Source organism: Rhizobium sp. 01T444 (assembly GCF_056398305.1).
In genome coordinates, this window is the sequence record NZ_JBFTPD010000030.1 from 13,296 (window position 1) to 26,708 (window position 13,413).

Sequence of the window (13,413 nt, forward strand, 5' to 3'; positions counted from 1 at the left end):
GGAACGCGCGAAAGCAAACAAAGATAGGTTTATGTTCCGCACCGGCAGGCGGCGCTCAGGCCGCCTCGCTGTGGCGTTCCACGAGCTCGGCCCATTCCATTGCCGCGTGGCGGCCGAGCACCGTCTTGTCGTTCCCGATGACGGCGGCGATGCGCCGGAAGAGTTCGTCGGCAAAGGGCGCGGGCCTACCGGATTCGGCATTGCCGGCCGGGCGCAGTACCGTGCCCTCGGCAAGATGGATCATCTCGACGCCGAAGCCCTCATGATCTCCCGAGAGCTCTGCCGATCCATATAGCAGCAGGCCGTTATCGTTCCGGCCGAGGATGGGGATGACGAGTTCGTCGAAATCGAACCGCAGGCTGAAGGTGTTCATCGGCCGATGACCTCCTGCTGGATGCGCTCCGCACGGATGAGCTGGGCCTCATAGCGGCCGGCGAGCAAGATCACGAAGCCGGCGGCAAGGAGAAGGCTGGCAAGCGGCGGAAGCATGCCGATGGTATCGAGGCGGCGGACGCCCGGCGTCAGCGCAGGCGCGCGGAAAGGCGCCTTGCCCCTTGCTTCAAAATATCTCGATATCATGCGGCAGCTCCTGCATCGGCTTTAATTTCAGCGACGCGGGAGGATGCGATGCCAATGGTTGAGTGATGGAATGGGGGCCGGCGGGCCTATACGGCCAGCGAACGTATATCCTTGGCCACGTCGGCGAGATCATTGTCGAGCTGGTGATCGCGCCCCGGCAGCGAGCAGAGGACGGCATCCGGGATCGCCCTGGCGTAAGCCTCAATATGGGCAAAGGGCACGGTGTCATCCTCGCTGCCGTGATAGATGAGCACGGGCAACCCCTCCGGCAGGCTTTCGGAAAAGTCGTCACGTCCGGCGATCTCATCGCTCTCCCAACCGCCGGCCCCCATGAAGGGCGGCGCGATCAGGATGACGGCGCCGGGCTCGAATGTCGGCCAGTCTTCGGCAATCGTGTGGAGAAGCACCGTGCCGCCGAAGGAATGGCCGATCAGGATGGCCCCGTCTTCGAGGGTCTGGAACTCAGCGACGACTGCGGCTTTCCAGGCCTGATAATGCGGGTCCGCTTCATCGGGCATGCGGGGATAGCGGATGGCATAGGCCTCGCCGAGTTCGCTGGCGAGGCTGTCGACGAGCTTGTTGTCCCACTGGTCGTGGGTTGTTTCGCCGGCGCCCTGGATGAAGAGGATCTGAGTTGGCATGGGTAATGTTCCCGTTGTGACCGTCAGGGAGATGGGTCGTTACGGGAACAGGGCAAGGGCCTCGACCCGTGCTTCGCCCTCGACAAGGAGGGAGGTCGACGGGTGCCGAATTCGCCAGCGGATGCCACTAACCTTGTTGGCGTCGTTCAGGCCAGCTTGGCGCCAGATCGATCCGGACGAGCGCGTGGCTCACCTTTTCGGCGCTATCGCCTTCCACCGATGCGGCGCATATCCACAACGCGGCCATCACGCTGCCGTATGGAAATTTCGAACCGGCTGTTGCCTCTGCGGGCATGATAAACGAAGAAACGACCACGGCAGTCGATCCGCCTGACGTCGCGGAAACCGCGGCTGCGGAGCAGCCTCTCGCCCTGACTGCAGGTAATCCCTCTGCCTCTGTTGAGATTGGTGCCAACGCTAATGGAGATCTGGGCCTGTGCGCTTGCTTCAGTCGGCACGGTTATTGTTGGGACTGACAGGCCGACGGCCAGCACGAGTGACAGAAAAAACGACGATCTGGACAAGGCATCCTCCCTTGGGTAACGGGGCCTGAATACACCATACTCGTTTGCCGGCGGAATTATACAACCGTGGGGATAGGAGCGATAGAGGGTCGCATCAGGACGAGCCGTCTCCGCTCCCCATTCGGTTAACCACAGGCATATTGAGGACCGGCCAGGACGGGTCGGGACCCGTGGCTCGACCCTGGCCGAACGGAGGGGGCTTCCGACACACCCCCTACTCATCCATGCACCCTCACCTCGCCGCAACCACCTTCCCTCGCCTCAACACGACAGCGATCACAAACCCGCAAACCGCCGTCACCCCACCTACGAGAAACACGCTCCCGTAACCCGCCCGATCCGCCAGCACACCCGCCAGCGGTCCGGTGAGCCCGTAAGCGAGATCCTGGAAGGCCGAAAATCCGCCGAGCGCCGTGCCGCGCAGATGCGGTGCCACGAGATGCACGACTTCACGCCCCATGGCGGGAAAGATCATCGAGCAGCCGAGGCCTGTCATGAAGGCGCCGATCAGGGCGACGGTGGGATCGCCGGCACTCCAGATCAGCAACTGGCCGATGGCCTCGACCGCAAGCGAGACGACGGCGACCGCCAGCCCGCCGTAGCGATCCGGCAAGTGGCCGAAGAGCAGGCGCACCAGCACGAAGCCGCAGCCGAAGGCGGTAAGCCCGAGACCTGCATGATCCCAGCCGAGATCGCGGAAATAGAGAGTGAAGAAGGAGCCGATTGCGGCAAAGCCCATGCCCTGCAGGCAGACGATCAGCCCGTGCACCCAGATGCGGCCGATGACAGCGGCAAGCGGCGGGCGCTCCCTGCCCGGATGGGCGGCAACGGCGGGCACGCTACGGATTGCGGCAAGCCCCAGCAAGGGCAGCACGGCGCTGACGGCCATCGTGCCGGCAAAGCCGAGATGATCGAGCAGCAGCAGCCCAACAGGCCCGCCGAGGCCGAGCGCGCCGTAGATCGCCGCACCGATGAGCGCCAGCACCCGGCCGGAACGCTGCGGCCCGACAAGCCCGATACCCCAGGCAATGATGCCGACGGCGACGAGGCTTTCGCCAAGCCCGATCAACAGCCGCCCGGCAACGAGAATGGCGAAAGCCGCAACCGGCGCCTGCAGCGAGAGCCCCGCGGCGAGCGAGATCAGCGCGCCCGCAACATAGAAAAGCAGGCCGCGCTGCACGGCAAGCTTGGCGCCCCTGCCATCCGCAAGCCCGCCGGCATAGCTGCGGGTGAGGATGGTGGCGAGAAAGGCAATGCCGACGCCAAGGCCGGCCCAGCCATTGCCGAGGCCAAGCGCGCCGGTCACGAATACGGGCACGACCGGAAGGGCAATTGCAACGCAGAGATAGGAGATGAAGAGGATCGCGGTCAGCAGGTAAAGCCGGGCCTGCTCCCGATCATCAGTAAGACGGAAAGCCATGAAAACCTCCTGGCTATTCCCTCGTCCGACGGGCACAAAAAAACGCACTCCGACCGGCGAGGATCGATAAGTGCGTTGCTTGACGTCAAACGCTTACGGCCAGAGGACTGGCATGGGTTGCCAGATACGGGATATGCGGGCGGGTGTCAACGGTGGCTGTGCCGCCACACCACCCGCTTCGTCCTCTCCTATGTCGGACGGCGGTACCCCGCTATCGTCCTGATACGGCCTCTATCAGCGCCCGCCTCATGAAGAGGCTTATGGGTGTCGCCGTATAGGGTGCAAAAGGCTCGCATGGCTTGTACCCGCCGCGGCGATATAGCTGTTGTGCTTCGATGTTGCGTGTTCCAACTTCGAGCAGCATGGCCTGCGCTCCGAGCGTCAGCGCCTGAACTTCCGCTCGCCGAAGCAGTGCCATACCAATACCGGCACCCCGCACACCGGCATCCACGATCATGCGCTTCAGCTCCGTAGTGCCGTCACCTCGCTCAAACAGCACGCAAAGTCCGACCGCTCTGTCAGCAAGACGCGCGATGAGGACATACGTGCCCGGTTTTGCCAGCGACTCCGCGGTGATCGGCCGACGGTATTCACCCGGATAGAGCGCCGCGGCGACAGAATCCGACTGCGACAGAAGCGCCGAGACTTCGTGCTGCAGCGCAGGTTCGATATTGACGGCAACTTCAGACATCACGCCAGCACTCACCTCGTCAACATCAGACAAGCGCAGGTGAATACGGCTGCCGTAGCTTGTCAACAAGCTCGATACCCAGAGCTGAAACGCCGCCCGTATCACGCCATGAGCGGCGTCACATCATCCCAGACGAAGACGAGGTTTTCCGATCGCCAGACCGGGCCGGGATCGATGAATTCGCCGGCAAGATCGCCATCCAGCGCCCGATAAAACGCAATCGCCGCCGCATTCCCCTTCACGACGCCGAGCGCAGCTCCCCGAAACTCCCTCGCCTTGAGATGCTGCGCCAGCCGCGCAAGCAGCGCCCGGCCTATGCCGCGGCGCTGGCTGTCCGGATCGACATAGAGAAATTTGATTTCGCCGCGATCCCCAAAGATCGGCTCCGAAGGTCGGCCGGCGGCGCCGATTCCGACGATCTGCCCGTTCGCTTCGGCAATCAGCACCATCTGGTCGGCGTCGGCAGACGCGAGCTTCTCCCGCCAGCGCTGACCGCGATAGGCTTCGTCGAGCGTCGCGTGGGCCACAGCCGGCGCAAGGGTTGCGTAAGTATGCCGCCAGACCTTCACATGGAACTCGGCAATCGACTGAGCGTCGGCGATGCCTGCGACTCTGATCGAAATATCATACATCTCCCGCCTTATCCTTACCGGACAATCCGCCCGATCGTGACCGCATACCGGCGCCACTATTCCAGGCAGCCCCTATCCGATCACCTGCACCAGCGCCGGCAACAACCCCACCTAACCGGATTTCACCGTACCTGCATTGAACCTGGAGCGATCGACGAGAACATCCCTCTTCTGCCCCCACAACAGGCCGGCAACGAGGTTTCTCGCCTTGATGCTTTCGAGCTCCAGCCGGCGCAACTGCTTACGCACCTTGCTAAGCGGCAGGAACACCAGATCCTTTTCCGGGCGCACGAAATCGGCGCTCTCGGCCTCACCCTCCAGAAACCGCTGCTGGATGACGGGCGCCGGCTCGATCTGGTAGGCGGCAAGCCAGGAGCGGTGCCAGAAATGCGCATCGATCAGCGAATAGGTGTTGGTTTCTGCAAGCATGCGTTTTGCCGCCTCGGGGCCGATGACATAGCCTGCCAGCCCCACGCGGTTCTGATAGACGCGGGTCGCGCCAAAACGGCCGGCCTCGTCCTGCCATGCGCGCTTGCGGTTGAGAATATGGCGCCGCGGAGCGAATTCGAGATCGTAGACGCTGTTCCACGCATCGTTGCGGGCTTCGATATTGGCGAGGACGGCGGCGATATCGTCTGATAGCACCGCATCGTCTTCGAGGATGAGCATCTTCGCGCCATGCGCGATTACCGCCTGCCAGGCCTTGCGGTGGGACAGGAAGCAACCGATGTCCTGCCGGCGCGTCGGGCTCGGCCAGTTGCTGGCAGCCGTCTGGCATTCCTCGGCCGTGAGATCGCCAGCTTCGAATGCATCGAGAAACTCGAAGGACAGGCCGAGTGCGGCCATCTGCCGGATCTGGAAGCTCCGCCGAACCTCCTCCGCCTTGCGGCTGATGATCAATATTCTCAAGTGAACTCCCTGGCGCCCGATGCCTGCCCCGTCAGCGCAAGCATATAACCGTGTTCCGATGCAAGCAAAAGCGCGGAATTCGCGAGCAGATGGCACCGGCCGAAGCGAGTTCGTGGCCGCTTCGCGCGACAAGCAGAGATGCCGTTTTGGCGGTGTGCTGGTTGCGGTGCTTCCGCGGGTGTAAACTGCCGGCACTGTTGCATGTTCATGCAAGGCAACGATGATGAGTACCCCCGCACTCGACCGGAAGCTGCTCGCGATCCTGGCGGCGGATATGGTAGGCTACTCGAAGGCGATGGAGGCCGATGAGGCCGGCACCATCAGGCGACTGAAGGCCATCCGCGCCGACCTGATCAATCCCGCAATTTCTGAGCGCCATGGCACCGTTATCAAGCTGATGGGCGACGGCACGCTTGTCGCCTTCGACAGCGTGGTCGATGCGGTTGCCTGCGCCGCGGAGTTCCAGAATAGCGTGGCAGCGCGCAACGCCGACCTGCCGGAGCCAGAGCGCATCATCTTCCGCGTCGGGATCAATCTGGGCGATGTGGCCTTGGTGGATGGCGACCTCTACGGGGATGGGGTGAATGTCGCCGCGCGGCTGGAGCATTTGGCCGAGCCGGGCGGCGTGATGGTGTCGGGGACGGCATACGATCATCTCCAGGGCAAACTCGACTGGCCGCTCGATTTCGCCGGCGAGCAGCAGGTCAAGAACATCAGCCGCCCGGTGCGGATGTATCGGCTGAGGCTCGACGGCAAACGGGCGCGCCGCCTGGTTCTCGGAATGATACCGCACTGGGCCGGAACGGCTGCGGCGGCAATCATTGCGGTTGCTCTGGCGGGCGGCGCGGCCTGGTGGTTCCTGCAGCCCGAACCTTTGAGCGGCAAGCCGTCGGTGGCGGTGCTGCCCTTCGACAATTTTGGCGGCGACGAGGCGAGCGGGCGTCTGGCCGATGGCCTGACGGAGGACATCATCACCGACCTCGCGCGGTTTCCCGAATTCGAGGTGGTGGCGCGCAATTCGACGGAAGTTTTTAAAGGCAAGCCGGTGGATGCCCGCCAGGTAGCAACTGCACTCCATGTCGGCTTTGTGCTGGAAGGCTCGATCCAGCGGCAGAGTGGCCGGGTCCGGATCACAGCACAGTTGATCGATGCAAACACCGGCCACCATCTCTGGTCGGAGAATTGGGACCGGCCCGCCGAGGACGTGTTCGCCGTTCAGACCGAAATCGCAGAGCAGGTCGCCAACCGCCTCGGCGGCGGCGTGGGACTGATTCAAGAGGCCGGGCGCGCCGCAGCCAAACGCAAACGGCCTGAAAACCTGAATGCCTATGATTATTATCTGCTCGGGTCCGAGAAAATTGAAAAGCTCACCAAAGCCGATGAGGACGAGGCCATCACGTTTCTCAACCGCGCCATCGAGCTGGACCCAGGGCTGGCACGGGCCTGGGTAGAACTTTACCATGCGCATGAAATATTGAGTTTGTTTGGCGTCGATCCCGAGAGCAACCGCAAGGCGGCCGACGATGTGGCCGAACGCGCGGTGCGGCTTGATCCGAGCGACGCCGAAGCACATGCGGTGTTTGGCATGAGCCTTGCCAACAAAGGCGACATGGGCCGCGCCAAGTCTGAGCTGGACACGGCCCTTCGCCTGGCGCCGGGTTCGTCCGAAATCCTGACTTTCTATACCGGCTATGCAGCACGCTTCGGCGAACCCGAACGCGGCGCTCAAATGGTCGACCAGGTAAAGCGGCTCGACCCGAACTATCCGATGTGGACATCCAACTTCTTCTCACCCGCCTATTTCATGGCGGGCCGATATGAGGACGCCGTGAAGATGCTCGAACGCATGACGCCTGACAGCTACCAAAAGTGGACCTGGGTGGTGCGCAGCAGCTCGCTTGCGGCACTCGGTCGAACCGACGAGGCGAATGCTTCGGCAAGCGAAGCTCTCAAGCAGCACCCGGACCTGACTGTGGAGGGCATGATCAATGAACCCGGCCTAAGCTCAATAGAACGCAGCCGGTTCATAGAGACGATGCCGTTAGCCGGCTTCCCGGCATGCGCCAAGCCCGAGGTGCTGGCGAAACTCGCCAGACCTGTGCGGCTGCCGGAATGCGAGGCGGCGAAAGCGGACCCTGCCGGGCAGCCATAGAACAGCCCTCTGCAATGCGCTTGCGAGGCGCAAGCCGCCTGCCCTCACTGCGGATAAAGGGTCGAAACGCGCCCGGCGAAATAATAGGCGACGATGCCGATCCATTCCCGCAGGCCCGTTGTCAACAGGTCGGCATTGTCGATCGGATGGCCGGCCGACAGCGTCAGGCCCTGTTTTCCAGTCGTACGGTAATCGGCGACCCAGGGCGTGACGTTCATGCCCAGATTGCGGAAGATTGCCACCGCCCGCGGCATGTGGAAACCCGATGTCACGAGCAGGCAGTTGTCGAGGTTCAGCCGCTGCAGGATCGCCCTGGTATTGATGGCGTTCTCATAGGTATCGCGCGACTCCGCGTCATATTCGACACGGGCCGGGTCGATATGGAAATCGTCGAACATCCTGCGGATGATATCCGCTTCCTTGACGTAGCCGCCGGTGAGACTGCCATCGCCGCCCGACATGATGATCCTGGCATTGGGATAGACGCCGGCCAGCCGTACCGTTTCGATATAGCGATCAGCCGCGTCATCCAGGTTGTAGCCACCGCGCACGCCATCGACCTTTGTCGCGATCCCGCCGCCGAGCAGGACAATGCAGGCGACATCGGCAGGTGCGGCCGGCCGCGGAAAACGATCCTCCAGCTCCTGCACGATCAGCGCACCCGATGTGGTGTAAAAGCTCACGAAGATGAGCGTGAGCGACAGGAGCCCGGCCGCGATAGCGAGCCGCCGGATACGGAAGATCATCAAGACGACGCTGAGCGCGATCAGCAGGAAGCCGATCGTGACGGGTTGGGACGTGAGCCAGAAAACCTTCGCGAAGAAAAACATGGGCGTGCCGGTATCCTACTGAAATGCGGCCACGAAAGCCTATTCGTGGATTCGGGGCAAGTCTGGTTTTTGGGAGACGTTCTGCCTTCTCCAGCCGATCAGGTCAATTGATGAGGCGAGTGGCGCGTAAGTCCCACTCCTCATTTCCGCTTCGCCGCTCGCCGCACGAATTTACGGCCGCATTTACAGTAACGTACTTCCCCGGCATGCGCGTGGTGTGTTTAGGACGTGTGCAGCAGAGGAGCGCAGACATTGCGCCCGCCGGCGTTCGGCATCGTATATGCGCCGGAGCCCCCGCCATGGCGAGTGCCATGATAGGTGGTATCGGGTTCGTCGCGCGGCTCCTCGGCGCCATCGAGGATCGGAAACGGAGGGGTTTCTGTGAGACATCATCACGAAGACAGTCCGAAACATGCGAGGCGCACGCCCGCCGGACCGCCGCAAAGTTTCAAGCGACCTGCGGCCATGCTTGCCGCTACGGTATCGCTTTTCATCGCCTCGGCATCCCTTGGCAACCTCCAGGCCGCCGATCTCGTGATCGCCGTGCCGAACTGGCCGTCGGGACAGGCGACGGCCAATATCCTGAAGGTCGCGATCGGCAAGAACTTCGGCCTCGAGGCCGACCTGCGCGAGATGGGAGAACTCAATGCCTTCTCGGGGCTGGAATCCGGCGAGCTCGATATCCACCCGGAGGTCTGGCGGCCGAACCTCGATGCGGCAATCGAAAAATATGTCGATGAGAAGAAGGCGGTGGTTCTGGCCAAACGCGCCGTTGCCGCCTGGCAGGGCCTCTGCGCCACCGAGGACGCCGAAAAGGCTGGCATCAAGAGCGTCAAGGATCTCTCGGATCCTGAAAAGGGCGCCCTGCTCGATACCGATGGCGATGGCCGCGGCGAGCTCTGGATCGGAGCGGCAACCTGGACCTCGGCGAGCATCGAGCGGGTGCGCGCCTTGAGCTACGGTTACGCCAGCAACCTCACGCTGGTGGAGGCGGAAGAGGATGTCGGCATGGCAGCCGTCGATGCAGCTGTCGCCACCGGCCGGCCAATGGTCTTTGCCTGCTATGCGCCGCACAATGTCTTCGAACTGCACAAGGTGACGCGGCTGGAAGAGCCGGCTTACGATCCCGCACGATGGAAGATCGCGCCCGGCAGCGATCCGCTCTGGATCGAGCATTCGAAGGCCGATGTCGCCTGGCCGCCATCGGAATTCCACATCGCCTGGTCGACGTCTTTCGGTGCCAAACATGCTGACGTCGCCGCCTTCCTGGAGAAGGTCGATCTGACGCCTGAGGAAGTGACTGCCATGACCTACGCGCTGCAGGTGGAACGGACGCCGCCCGCCGATTACGCGGAAAAATGGGTGGCCGAGAATGCCGCCCGCATCAAGGGATGGGCAAAACCATGAACCGGACATTGCAGAAAGCTGCGCTGACCGCGCTGGCGCTTAGCCTCGCCGCCTATGTCGCCCTTGCGGCCGGCACGCAGATCTACGATCCCAAGACGCGCCAGTGGGTCGATTACGACAAGAATACGGCGCGCAAATATTTCGCCCGTAACAAGCAGGTTCCGGATGCCTTCCGCCGGCAGGTCGTGACCTTCCGCACGGCGGAGGAGCCTGGCACGATCATCATCGACGGCAACCAGCATTTTCTCTACCTCGTGCAGCCGGGCGGCCAGGCGATCCGCTACGGCATCGGGGTCGGTCGCGAAGGCTTCGGCTGGGCCGGCATCGTGCGCGTGGGGCGTACCGCCGAATGGCCGACCTGGACCCCGCCCGCCGAGATGGTGGCCCGTGACCCGAATGCCGCCAAATGGGCGGCCGGCCAGCCGGGCGGCCCCGACAACCCGCTCGGAGCCCGCGCGCTCTATCTCTATGCCGGTGATGCCGACACGATCTACCGCATCCACGGCACGCCGGAATCCTGGTCGATCGGGCTCGACGTATCCTCGGGCTGCATTCGCATGAACAATGACGACATCATCGATCTGCACTCGCGGATAAAGGTCGGCGCCAAGGTCATCGTCCTGATGCAGGGCGCGGCCCTCTATAAAGGCGTCTGAAACGGGGGAATTAGTATGCGCATGTCCTTGAAGAGCCGGCCGCTCCCGGCCCTGTTCCTTTGCTCGCTATCGGCACTTGCCGCCTGCCAGTCGGCCCCGCCGCCCGACCAGATGTCGCGCACGGCGGTCGAGACCGCTCCTGCCGACCTGCAGCTGCTCTGCGCCGATGCCGCCGCCAAACAGGCCGGTCTCGACAGGGCGAAAGTCCTGCCGACGAGTTCGCGCCCGGTCGAAGCCGGCGGCTTCACCGTCGATCTCGACGCCTCGGGCCGCAAGTTCGCCTGCGTCATCGACCGCACGGGCGTGGTGAGGAGCGTTCAGCCCGCGTAAGCGCGGGCCGCTCCCAGCGCCCGCTATTTTATCCCGCCGAAAGGTGAGAGCCCCGATGCCTGCTCGTCGATTTGATATTGCGGGCGATCGACGGGTTGCATGTCCATACCGTTCTCTTTTGAAGATTGTCGGGACTGTCGGGCAATCGTCAAAAAAGAACGGTATGGTAGCAATACGCATCGGGTCTGCAGCGCGTTCATTTTCTCGGGACTGTCTATCTGAGGAGGAAGGTAAATGCCGTTTGTAGAATCTCAGGTCAACACGTTCACGGTCAATTCCCAGTACAGTACTGTGACCACACAGCTGCCGGGCGGCGGATGGGTGATCACATGGGCCTCCACTCTGGAGGATGGCAGCGGCACCGGCGTCTACCAGCAGGTCTTCGACGCCACAGGCGCCCCCTCCGGTCCTGAAACCCGCGTCAACACCTTCGTCGAGGGCAATCAGGAAATGCCGGCCATCGCGGCCCTTGCCGATGGCGGCTGGGTGATCACCTGGGGAGACCAGGGGATCTCCACGCCCGGGGTCTATCAGCAGGCATTCAACGCGGACGGCACGCCGCGCGGCAGCGAGACCCACGTCAACACTTTTGAAGGCGCCGGACAGGGGTCGCGGTCGGTCATGGGGCTAGCCGATGGAGGCTGGGTCGTCAGCTGGCTGTCGGTAGGCCAGGACGGTTCCGGATACGGGATCTACCAGCAGGCCTTCGCTGCCGACGGCTCCAAGATCGCCGGAGAAACCCGGGTCAACACCCACACCGATGGAAACCAGTGGCTGGGCTCGATGGCGCCACTCGATGGTGGCGGCTGGGTCGCCACCTGGTCATCGCCCGGGCAGGACGGTTCCGAAACCGGCGTATTCCAGCAGATCTACAATGCCGACGGCACGCCGCACGGCGGGGAAACCCTCGTCAATACCTACACCAATTCCTATCAGGACAGCCCGACCGTGCTGGCACGCGACGGCGGTTGGGTCGTCATCTGGGAATCGAATGGCCAGGACGGTTCGAGCGGCGGGATCTATCAGCAGGCCTATAATGCCGACGGAACACGGCTCGGCACGGAGACACGCGTCAATACCACGACGGACGGCAACCAAGCCTATCACGGCTCCGCAGCATTGGGCGACGGCGGCTGGGTGGTGATTTGGCTTTCGGGCGACGACGGCCATATCATGCAGCAGGCCTACAACGCGAACGGGACGCCGCAAGGCGGCGAGGCCCAGGTCGATACCGACGGGACATATGCATCGAACCAGAAGGTGACGGCTCTTGCCGACGGCGGCTGGGTTGTGACCTGGACGGTGATGGGATTCACCGACACCTTCTATCACGTCTACCAGCAGGCGTTTAACGCCGACGGGACGAAAAACGGCGATGAGGCGCTCATCAACACGCTGACCCACAGCTATAAGGATATACCCCAGGTGGCGGCGCTCGATGACGGCGGCTGGGTCGTCAGCGGGGCGTCCGACAGTGATTATACCGATGTCCAGGGATACGACTCCGGCATCTTTCAGGTCCGCTTCGATACCGACGCCCATGCGGTGGAGCTTCCGAGCAACCGCATCTACGGCACCTATCCCGACAAGAACCTGGTCGGCACGGCCGGAGACGACGCCATATATGCAAGCTCCGGCAACGACACGCTGACGGGCCTTGCGGGCAATGACCATCTGGACGGAGGATACGGCCACGACCGGATGACGGGCGGCCTGGGCGACGATACCTACATTGTCGATACCTCGGCCGACAGGGTCGTGGAGCTGGCAGGACAGGGTACCGATACGATCCTCGCCCAGGTGAGCTATTCGCTGGGGGCCAATGTCGAGAACCTCGCCTTTGTCGCGGAGGGTAACCTGTATGCGAGCGGCAACGCGCTCGCTAACGTCATCACGGGCAATAGCGGCAACAATACGCTCTGCGGCGCTGCCGGAAGCGATACGCTTTCCGGTCTCGATGGCAACGATTATCTCGATGGCGGGGCAGACAATGACAAGCTGGACGGCGGCTCCGGCGATGACATACTCGCCGGCGGTACCGGCGACGACACCATGGATGGCGGGGATGGAAACGACAAATACAAGGTCGACAGCGCCGGCGACGTCGTCCACGATACCGGTGACAGCATCTGGGATTGGAACGATATCATCTATTCCACGGCCGAAACCTATTCGCTCGCGGGAACCGGCGCTGAAACACTGATCCTTCAGGCGGGCGCCGTGACCGGGATCGGCGATAGCGGCAACAACCAGATATCAGGCAATTCTGCAGCCAATACGCTCGTCAGCGGCGGCGGCAGTGATGGCCTGGCCGGCGGCGGCGGCGCTGATATTTTCGTCCTCGCCGCACCCAGCGCATCGAACTTCGCTTTCATCAACGATTTTGGCGCGGACGATTTCCTGGCGTTCCAGTCCAGCGATTTCCAGGGCATGACCACGTCCACCCTGGATTTCCATGTCGGCAAAACCGCCATTGGCACAGACGCCCAGTTCTACTTCAACACCTCCGACCGCACGCTCTACTGGGACGATGACGGCACCGGAGGAGACAGCGCCGTCAGAGTTGCCACATTCAACGGAGCCTATGTCCTGCAGTCCGGCGACTTCCTGTTCGCCTGACTTCCTGTTTGTTTGATCAGGCG

General features: G+C 62.8%; 13 protein-coding genes. 5 read left to right on the plus strand and 8 right to left on the minus strand.

The annotated features are described in order from the left end of the window. Positions 1 to 55: 55 nt before the first annotated feature. The 7 genes from AC1DTN_RS29565 to AC1DTN_RS29595 all read right to left on the minus strand — a co-directional run bounded on the left by AC1DTN_RS29565 (position 56) and on the right by AC1DTN_RS29595 (position 5,396). A complete protein-coding gene (locus AC1DTN_RS29565; RefSeq protein ID WP_310388348.1) occupies positions 56 to 373 on the minus strand; it encodes a hypothetical protein in 318 nt (105 codons plus the stop codon). Next, on the minus strand, positions 370 to 579 hold the full coding sequence (locus AC1DTN_RS29570) for a hypothetical protein (protein WP_442205647.1): 210 nt from the start codon (positions 577 to 579) through the stop codon (positions 370 to 372). Before AC1DTN_RS29570 ends, AC1DTN_RS29565 begins: the two co-directional genes overlap by 4 nt. A gap of 86 nt (positions 580 to 665) precedes the next feature. Further along, a complete protein-coding gene (locus tag AC1DTN_RS29575) occupies positions 666 to 1,220 on the minus strand; it encodes an alpha/beta fold hydrolase (protein ID WP_477923785.1) in 555 nt (184 codons plus the stop codon). Between the two features lie 756 nt (positions 1,221 to 1,976). After that, complete coding sequence (locus AC1DTN_RS29580; protein ID WP_477923786.1) at positions 1,977 to 3,164, minus strand: arabinose transporter; 1,188 nt, start codon at positions 3,162 to 3,164, stop codon at positions 1,977 to 1,979. A 211-nt stretch (positions 3,165 to 3,375) separates the two neighbouring features. Then, the gene (locus AC1DTN_RS29585; RefSeq protein WP_477923787.1) at positions 3,376 to 3,924 is read right to left on the minus strand and encodes a GNAT family N-acetyltransferase; all 549 of its coding nucleotides are present in this window, start codon (positions 3,922 to 3,924) and stop codon (positions 3,376 to 3,378) included. 32 nt (positions 3,925 to 3,956) lie between these two features. Then, positions 3,957 to 4,487: an N-acetyltransferase family protein gene (locus AC1DTN_RS29590; protein ID WP_477923788.1), complete on the minus strand. Its 531-nt coding sequence runs from the start codon at positions 4,485 to 4,487 to the stop codon at positions 3,957 to 3,959. 111 nt (positions 4,488 to 4,598) lie between these two features. Then, entirely contained in the window at positions 4,599 to 5,396 is a 798-nt protein-coding gene (locus AC1DTN_RS29595; RefSeq protein ID WP_442205643.1) for a glycosyltransferase family 25 protein, read from the minus strand. Positions 5,397 to 5,619: 223 nt separating this feature from the next. Between AC1DTN_RS29595 and AC1DTN_RS29600 the strand changes: the two genes are divergently transcribed. After that, entirely contained in the window at positions 5,620 to 7,548 is a 1,929-nt protein-coding gene (locus AC1DTN_RS29600) for an adenylate/guanylate cyclase domain-containing protein (protein ID WP_439017227.1), read from the plus strand. Positions 7,549 to 7,592: 44 nt separating this feature from the next. On the opposite strand, the gene AC1DTN_RS29605 is transcribed toward AC1DTN_RS29600, so the two are convergent. After that, on the minus strand, positions 7,593 to 8,378 hold the full coding sequence (locus AC1DTN_RS29605) for a YdcF family protein (protein WP_439015340.1): 786 nt from the start codon (positions 8,376 to 8,378) through the stop codon (positions 7,593 to 7,595). Between the two features lie 465 nt (positions 8,379 to 8,843). Here AC1DTN_RS29605 and AC1DTN_RS29610 point away from each other — a divergent pair, with 465 nt between their 5' ends. The 4 genes from AC1DTN_RS29610 (at position 8,844) to AC1DTN_RS29625 (ending at position 13,390) form a co-directional block, all read left to right on the plus strand. Further along, positions 8,844 to 9,785 (plus strand): ABC transporter substrate-binding protein, encoded by a 942-nt coding sequence (locus AC1DTN_RS29610; protein ID WP_439017228.1) that lies wholly within the window; start codon positions 8,844 to 8,846, stop codon positions 9,783 to 9,785. After that, positions 9,782 to 10,441 (plus strand): L,D-transpeptidase, encoded by a 660-nt coding sequence (locus AC1DTN_RS29615; RefSeq protein WP_162748055.1) that lies wholly within the window; start codon positions 9,782 to 9,784, stop codon positions 10,439 to 10,441. Before AC1DTN_RS29610 ends, AC1DTN_RS29615 begins: the two co-directional genes overlap by 4 nt. Before the next feature lie 15 nt (positions 10,442 to 10,456). Then, the gene (locus AC1DTN_RS29620; RefSeq protein ID WP_439015341.1) at positions 10,457 to 10,771 is read left to right on the plus strand and encodes a hypothetical protein; all 315 of its coding nucleotides are present in this window, start codon (positions 10,457 to 10,459) and stop codon (positions 10,769 to 10,771) included. A gap of 234 nt (positions 10,772 to 11,005) precedes the next feature. Next, complete coding sequence (locus tag AC1DTN_RS29625) at positions 11,006 to 13,390, plus strand: calcium-binding protein (RefSeq protein WP_477923790.1); 2,385 nt, start codon at positions 11,006 to 11,008, stop codon at positions 13,388 to 13,390. The last annotated feature ends 23 nt before the right edge of the window (positions 13,391 to 13,413 follow it).

What these genes read in the sequence shown, in the direction of transcription:
- AC1DTN_RS29565 (WP_310388348.1), bottom strand. Translation starts at nt 373, where the DNA reads ATGAACACCTTCAGCCTGCGGTTCGATTTCGACGAACTCGTCATCCCC.
- AC1DTN_RS29570 (WP_442205647.1), bottom strand. Translation starts at nt 579, where the DNA reads ATGATATCGAGATATTTTGAAGCAAGGGGCAAGGCGCCTTTCCGCGCG.
- AC1DTN_RS29575 (WP_477923785.1), bottom strand. Translation starts at nt 1,220, where the DNA reads ATGCCAACTCAGATCCTCTTCATCCAGGGCGCCGGCGAAACAACCCAC.
- AC1DTN_RS29580 (WP_477923786.1), bottom strand. Translation starts at nt 3,164, where the DNA reads ATGGCTTTCCGTCTTACTGATGATCGGGAGCAGGCCCGGCTTTACCTG.
- AC1DTN_RS29590 (WP_477923788.1), bottom strand. Translation starts at nt 4,487, where the DNA reads ATGTATGATATTTCGATCAGAGTCGCAGGCATCGCCGACGCTCAGTCG.
- AC1DTN_RS29600 (WP_439017227.1), top strand. Translation starts at nt 5,620, where the DNA reads ATGAGTACCCCCGCACTCGACCGGAAGCTGCTCGCGATCCTGGCGGCG.
- AC1DTN_RS29605 (WP_439015340.1), bottom strand. Translation starts at nt 8,378, where the DNA reads ATGTTTTTCTTCGCGAAGGTTTTCTGGCTCACGTCCCAACCCGTCACG.
- AC1DTN_RS29610 (WP_439017228.1), top strand. Translation starts at nt 8,844, where the DNA reads ATGCTTGCCGCTACGGTATCGCTTTTCATCGCCTCGGCATCCCTTGGC.
- AC1DTN_RS29615 (WP_162748055.1), top strand. Translation starts at nt 9,782, where the DNA reads ATGAACCGGACATTGCAGAAAGCTGCGCTGACCGCGCTGGCGCTTAGC.
- AC1DTN_RS29620 (WP_439015341.1), top strand. Translation starts at nt 10,457, where the DNA reads ATGCGCATGTCCTTGAAGAGCCGGCCGCTCCCGGCCCTGTTCCTTTGC.
- AC1DTN_RS29625 (WP_477923790.1), top strand. Translation starts at nt 11,006, where the DNA reads ATGCCGTTTGTAGAATCTCAGGTCAACACGTTCACGGTCAATTCCCAG.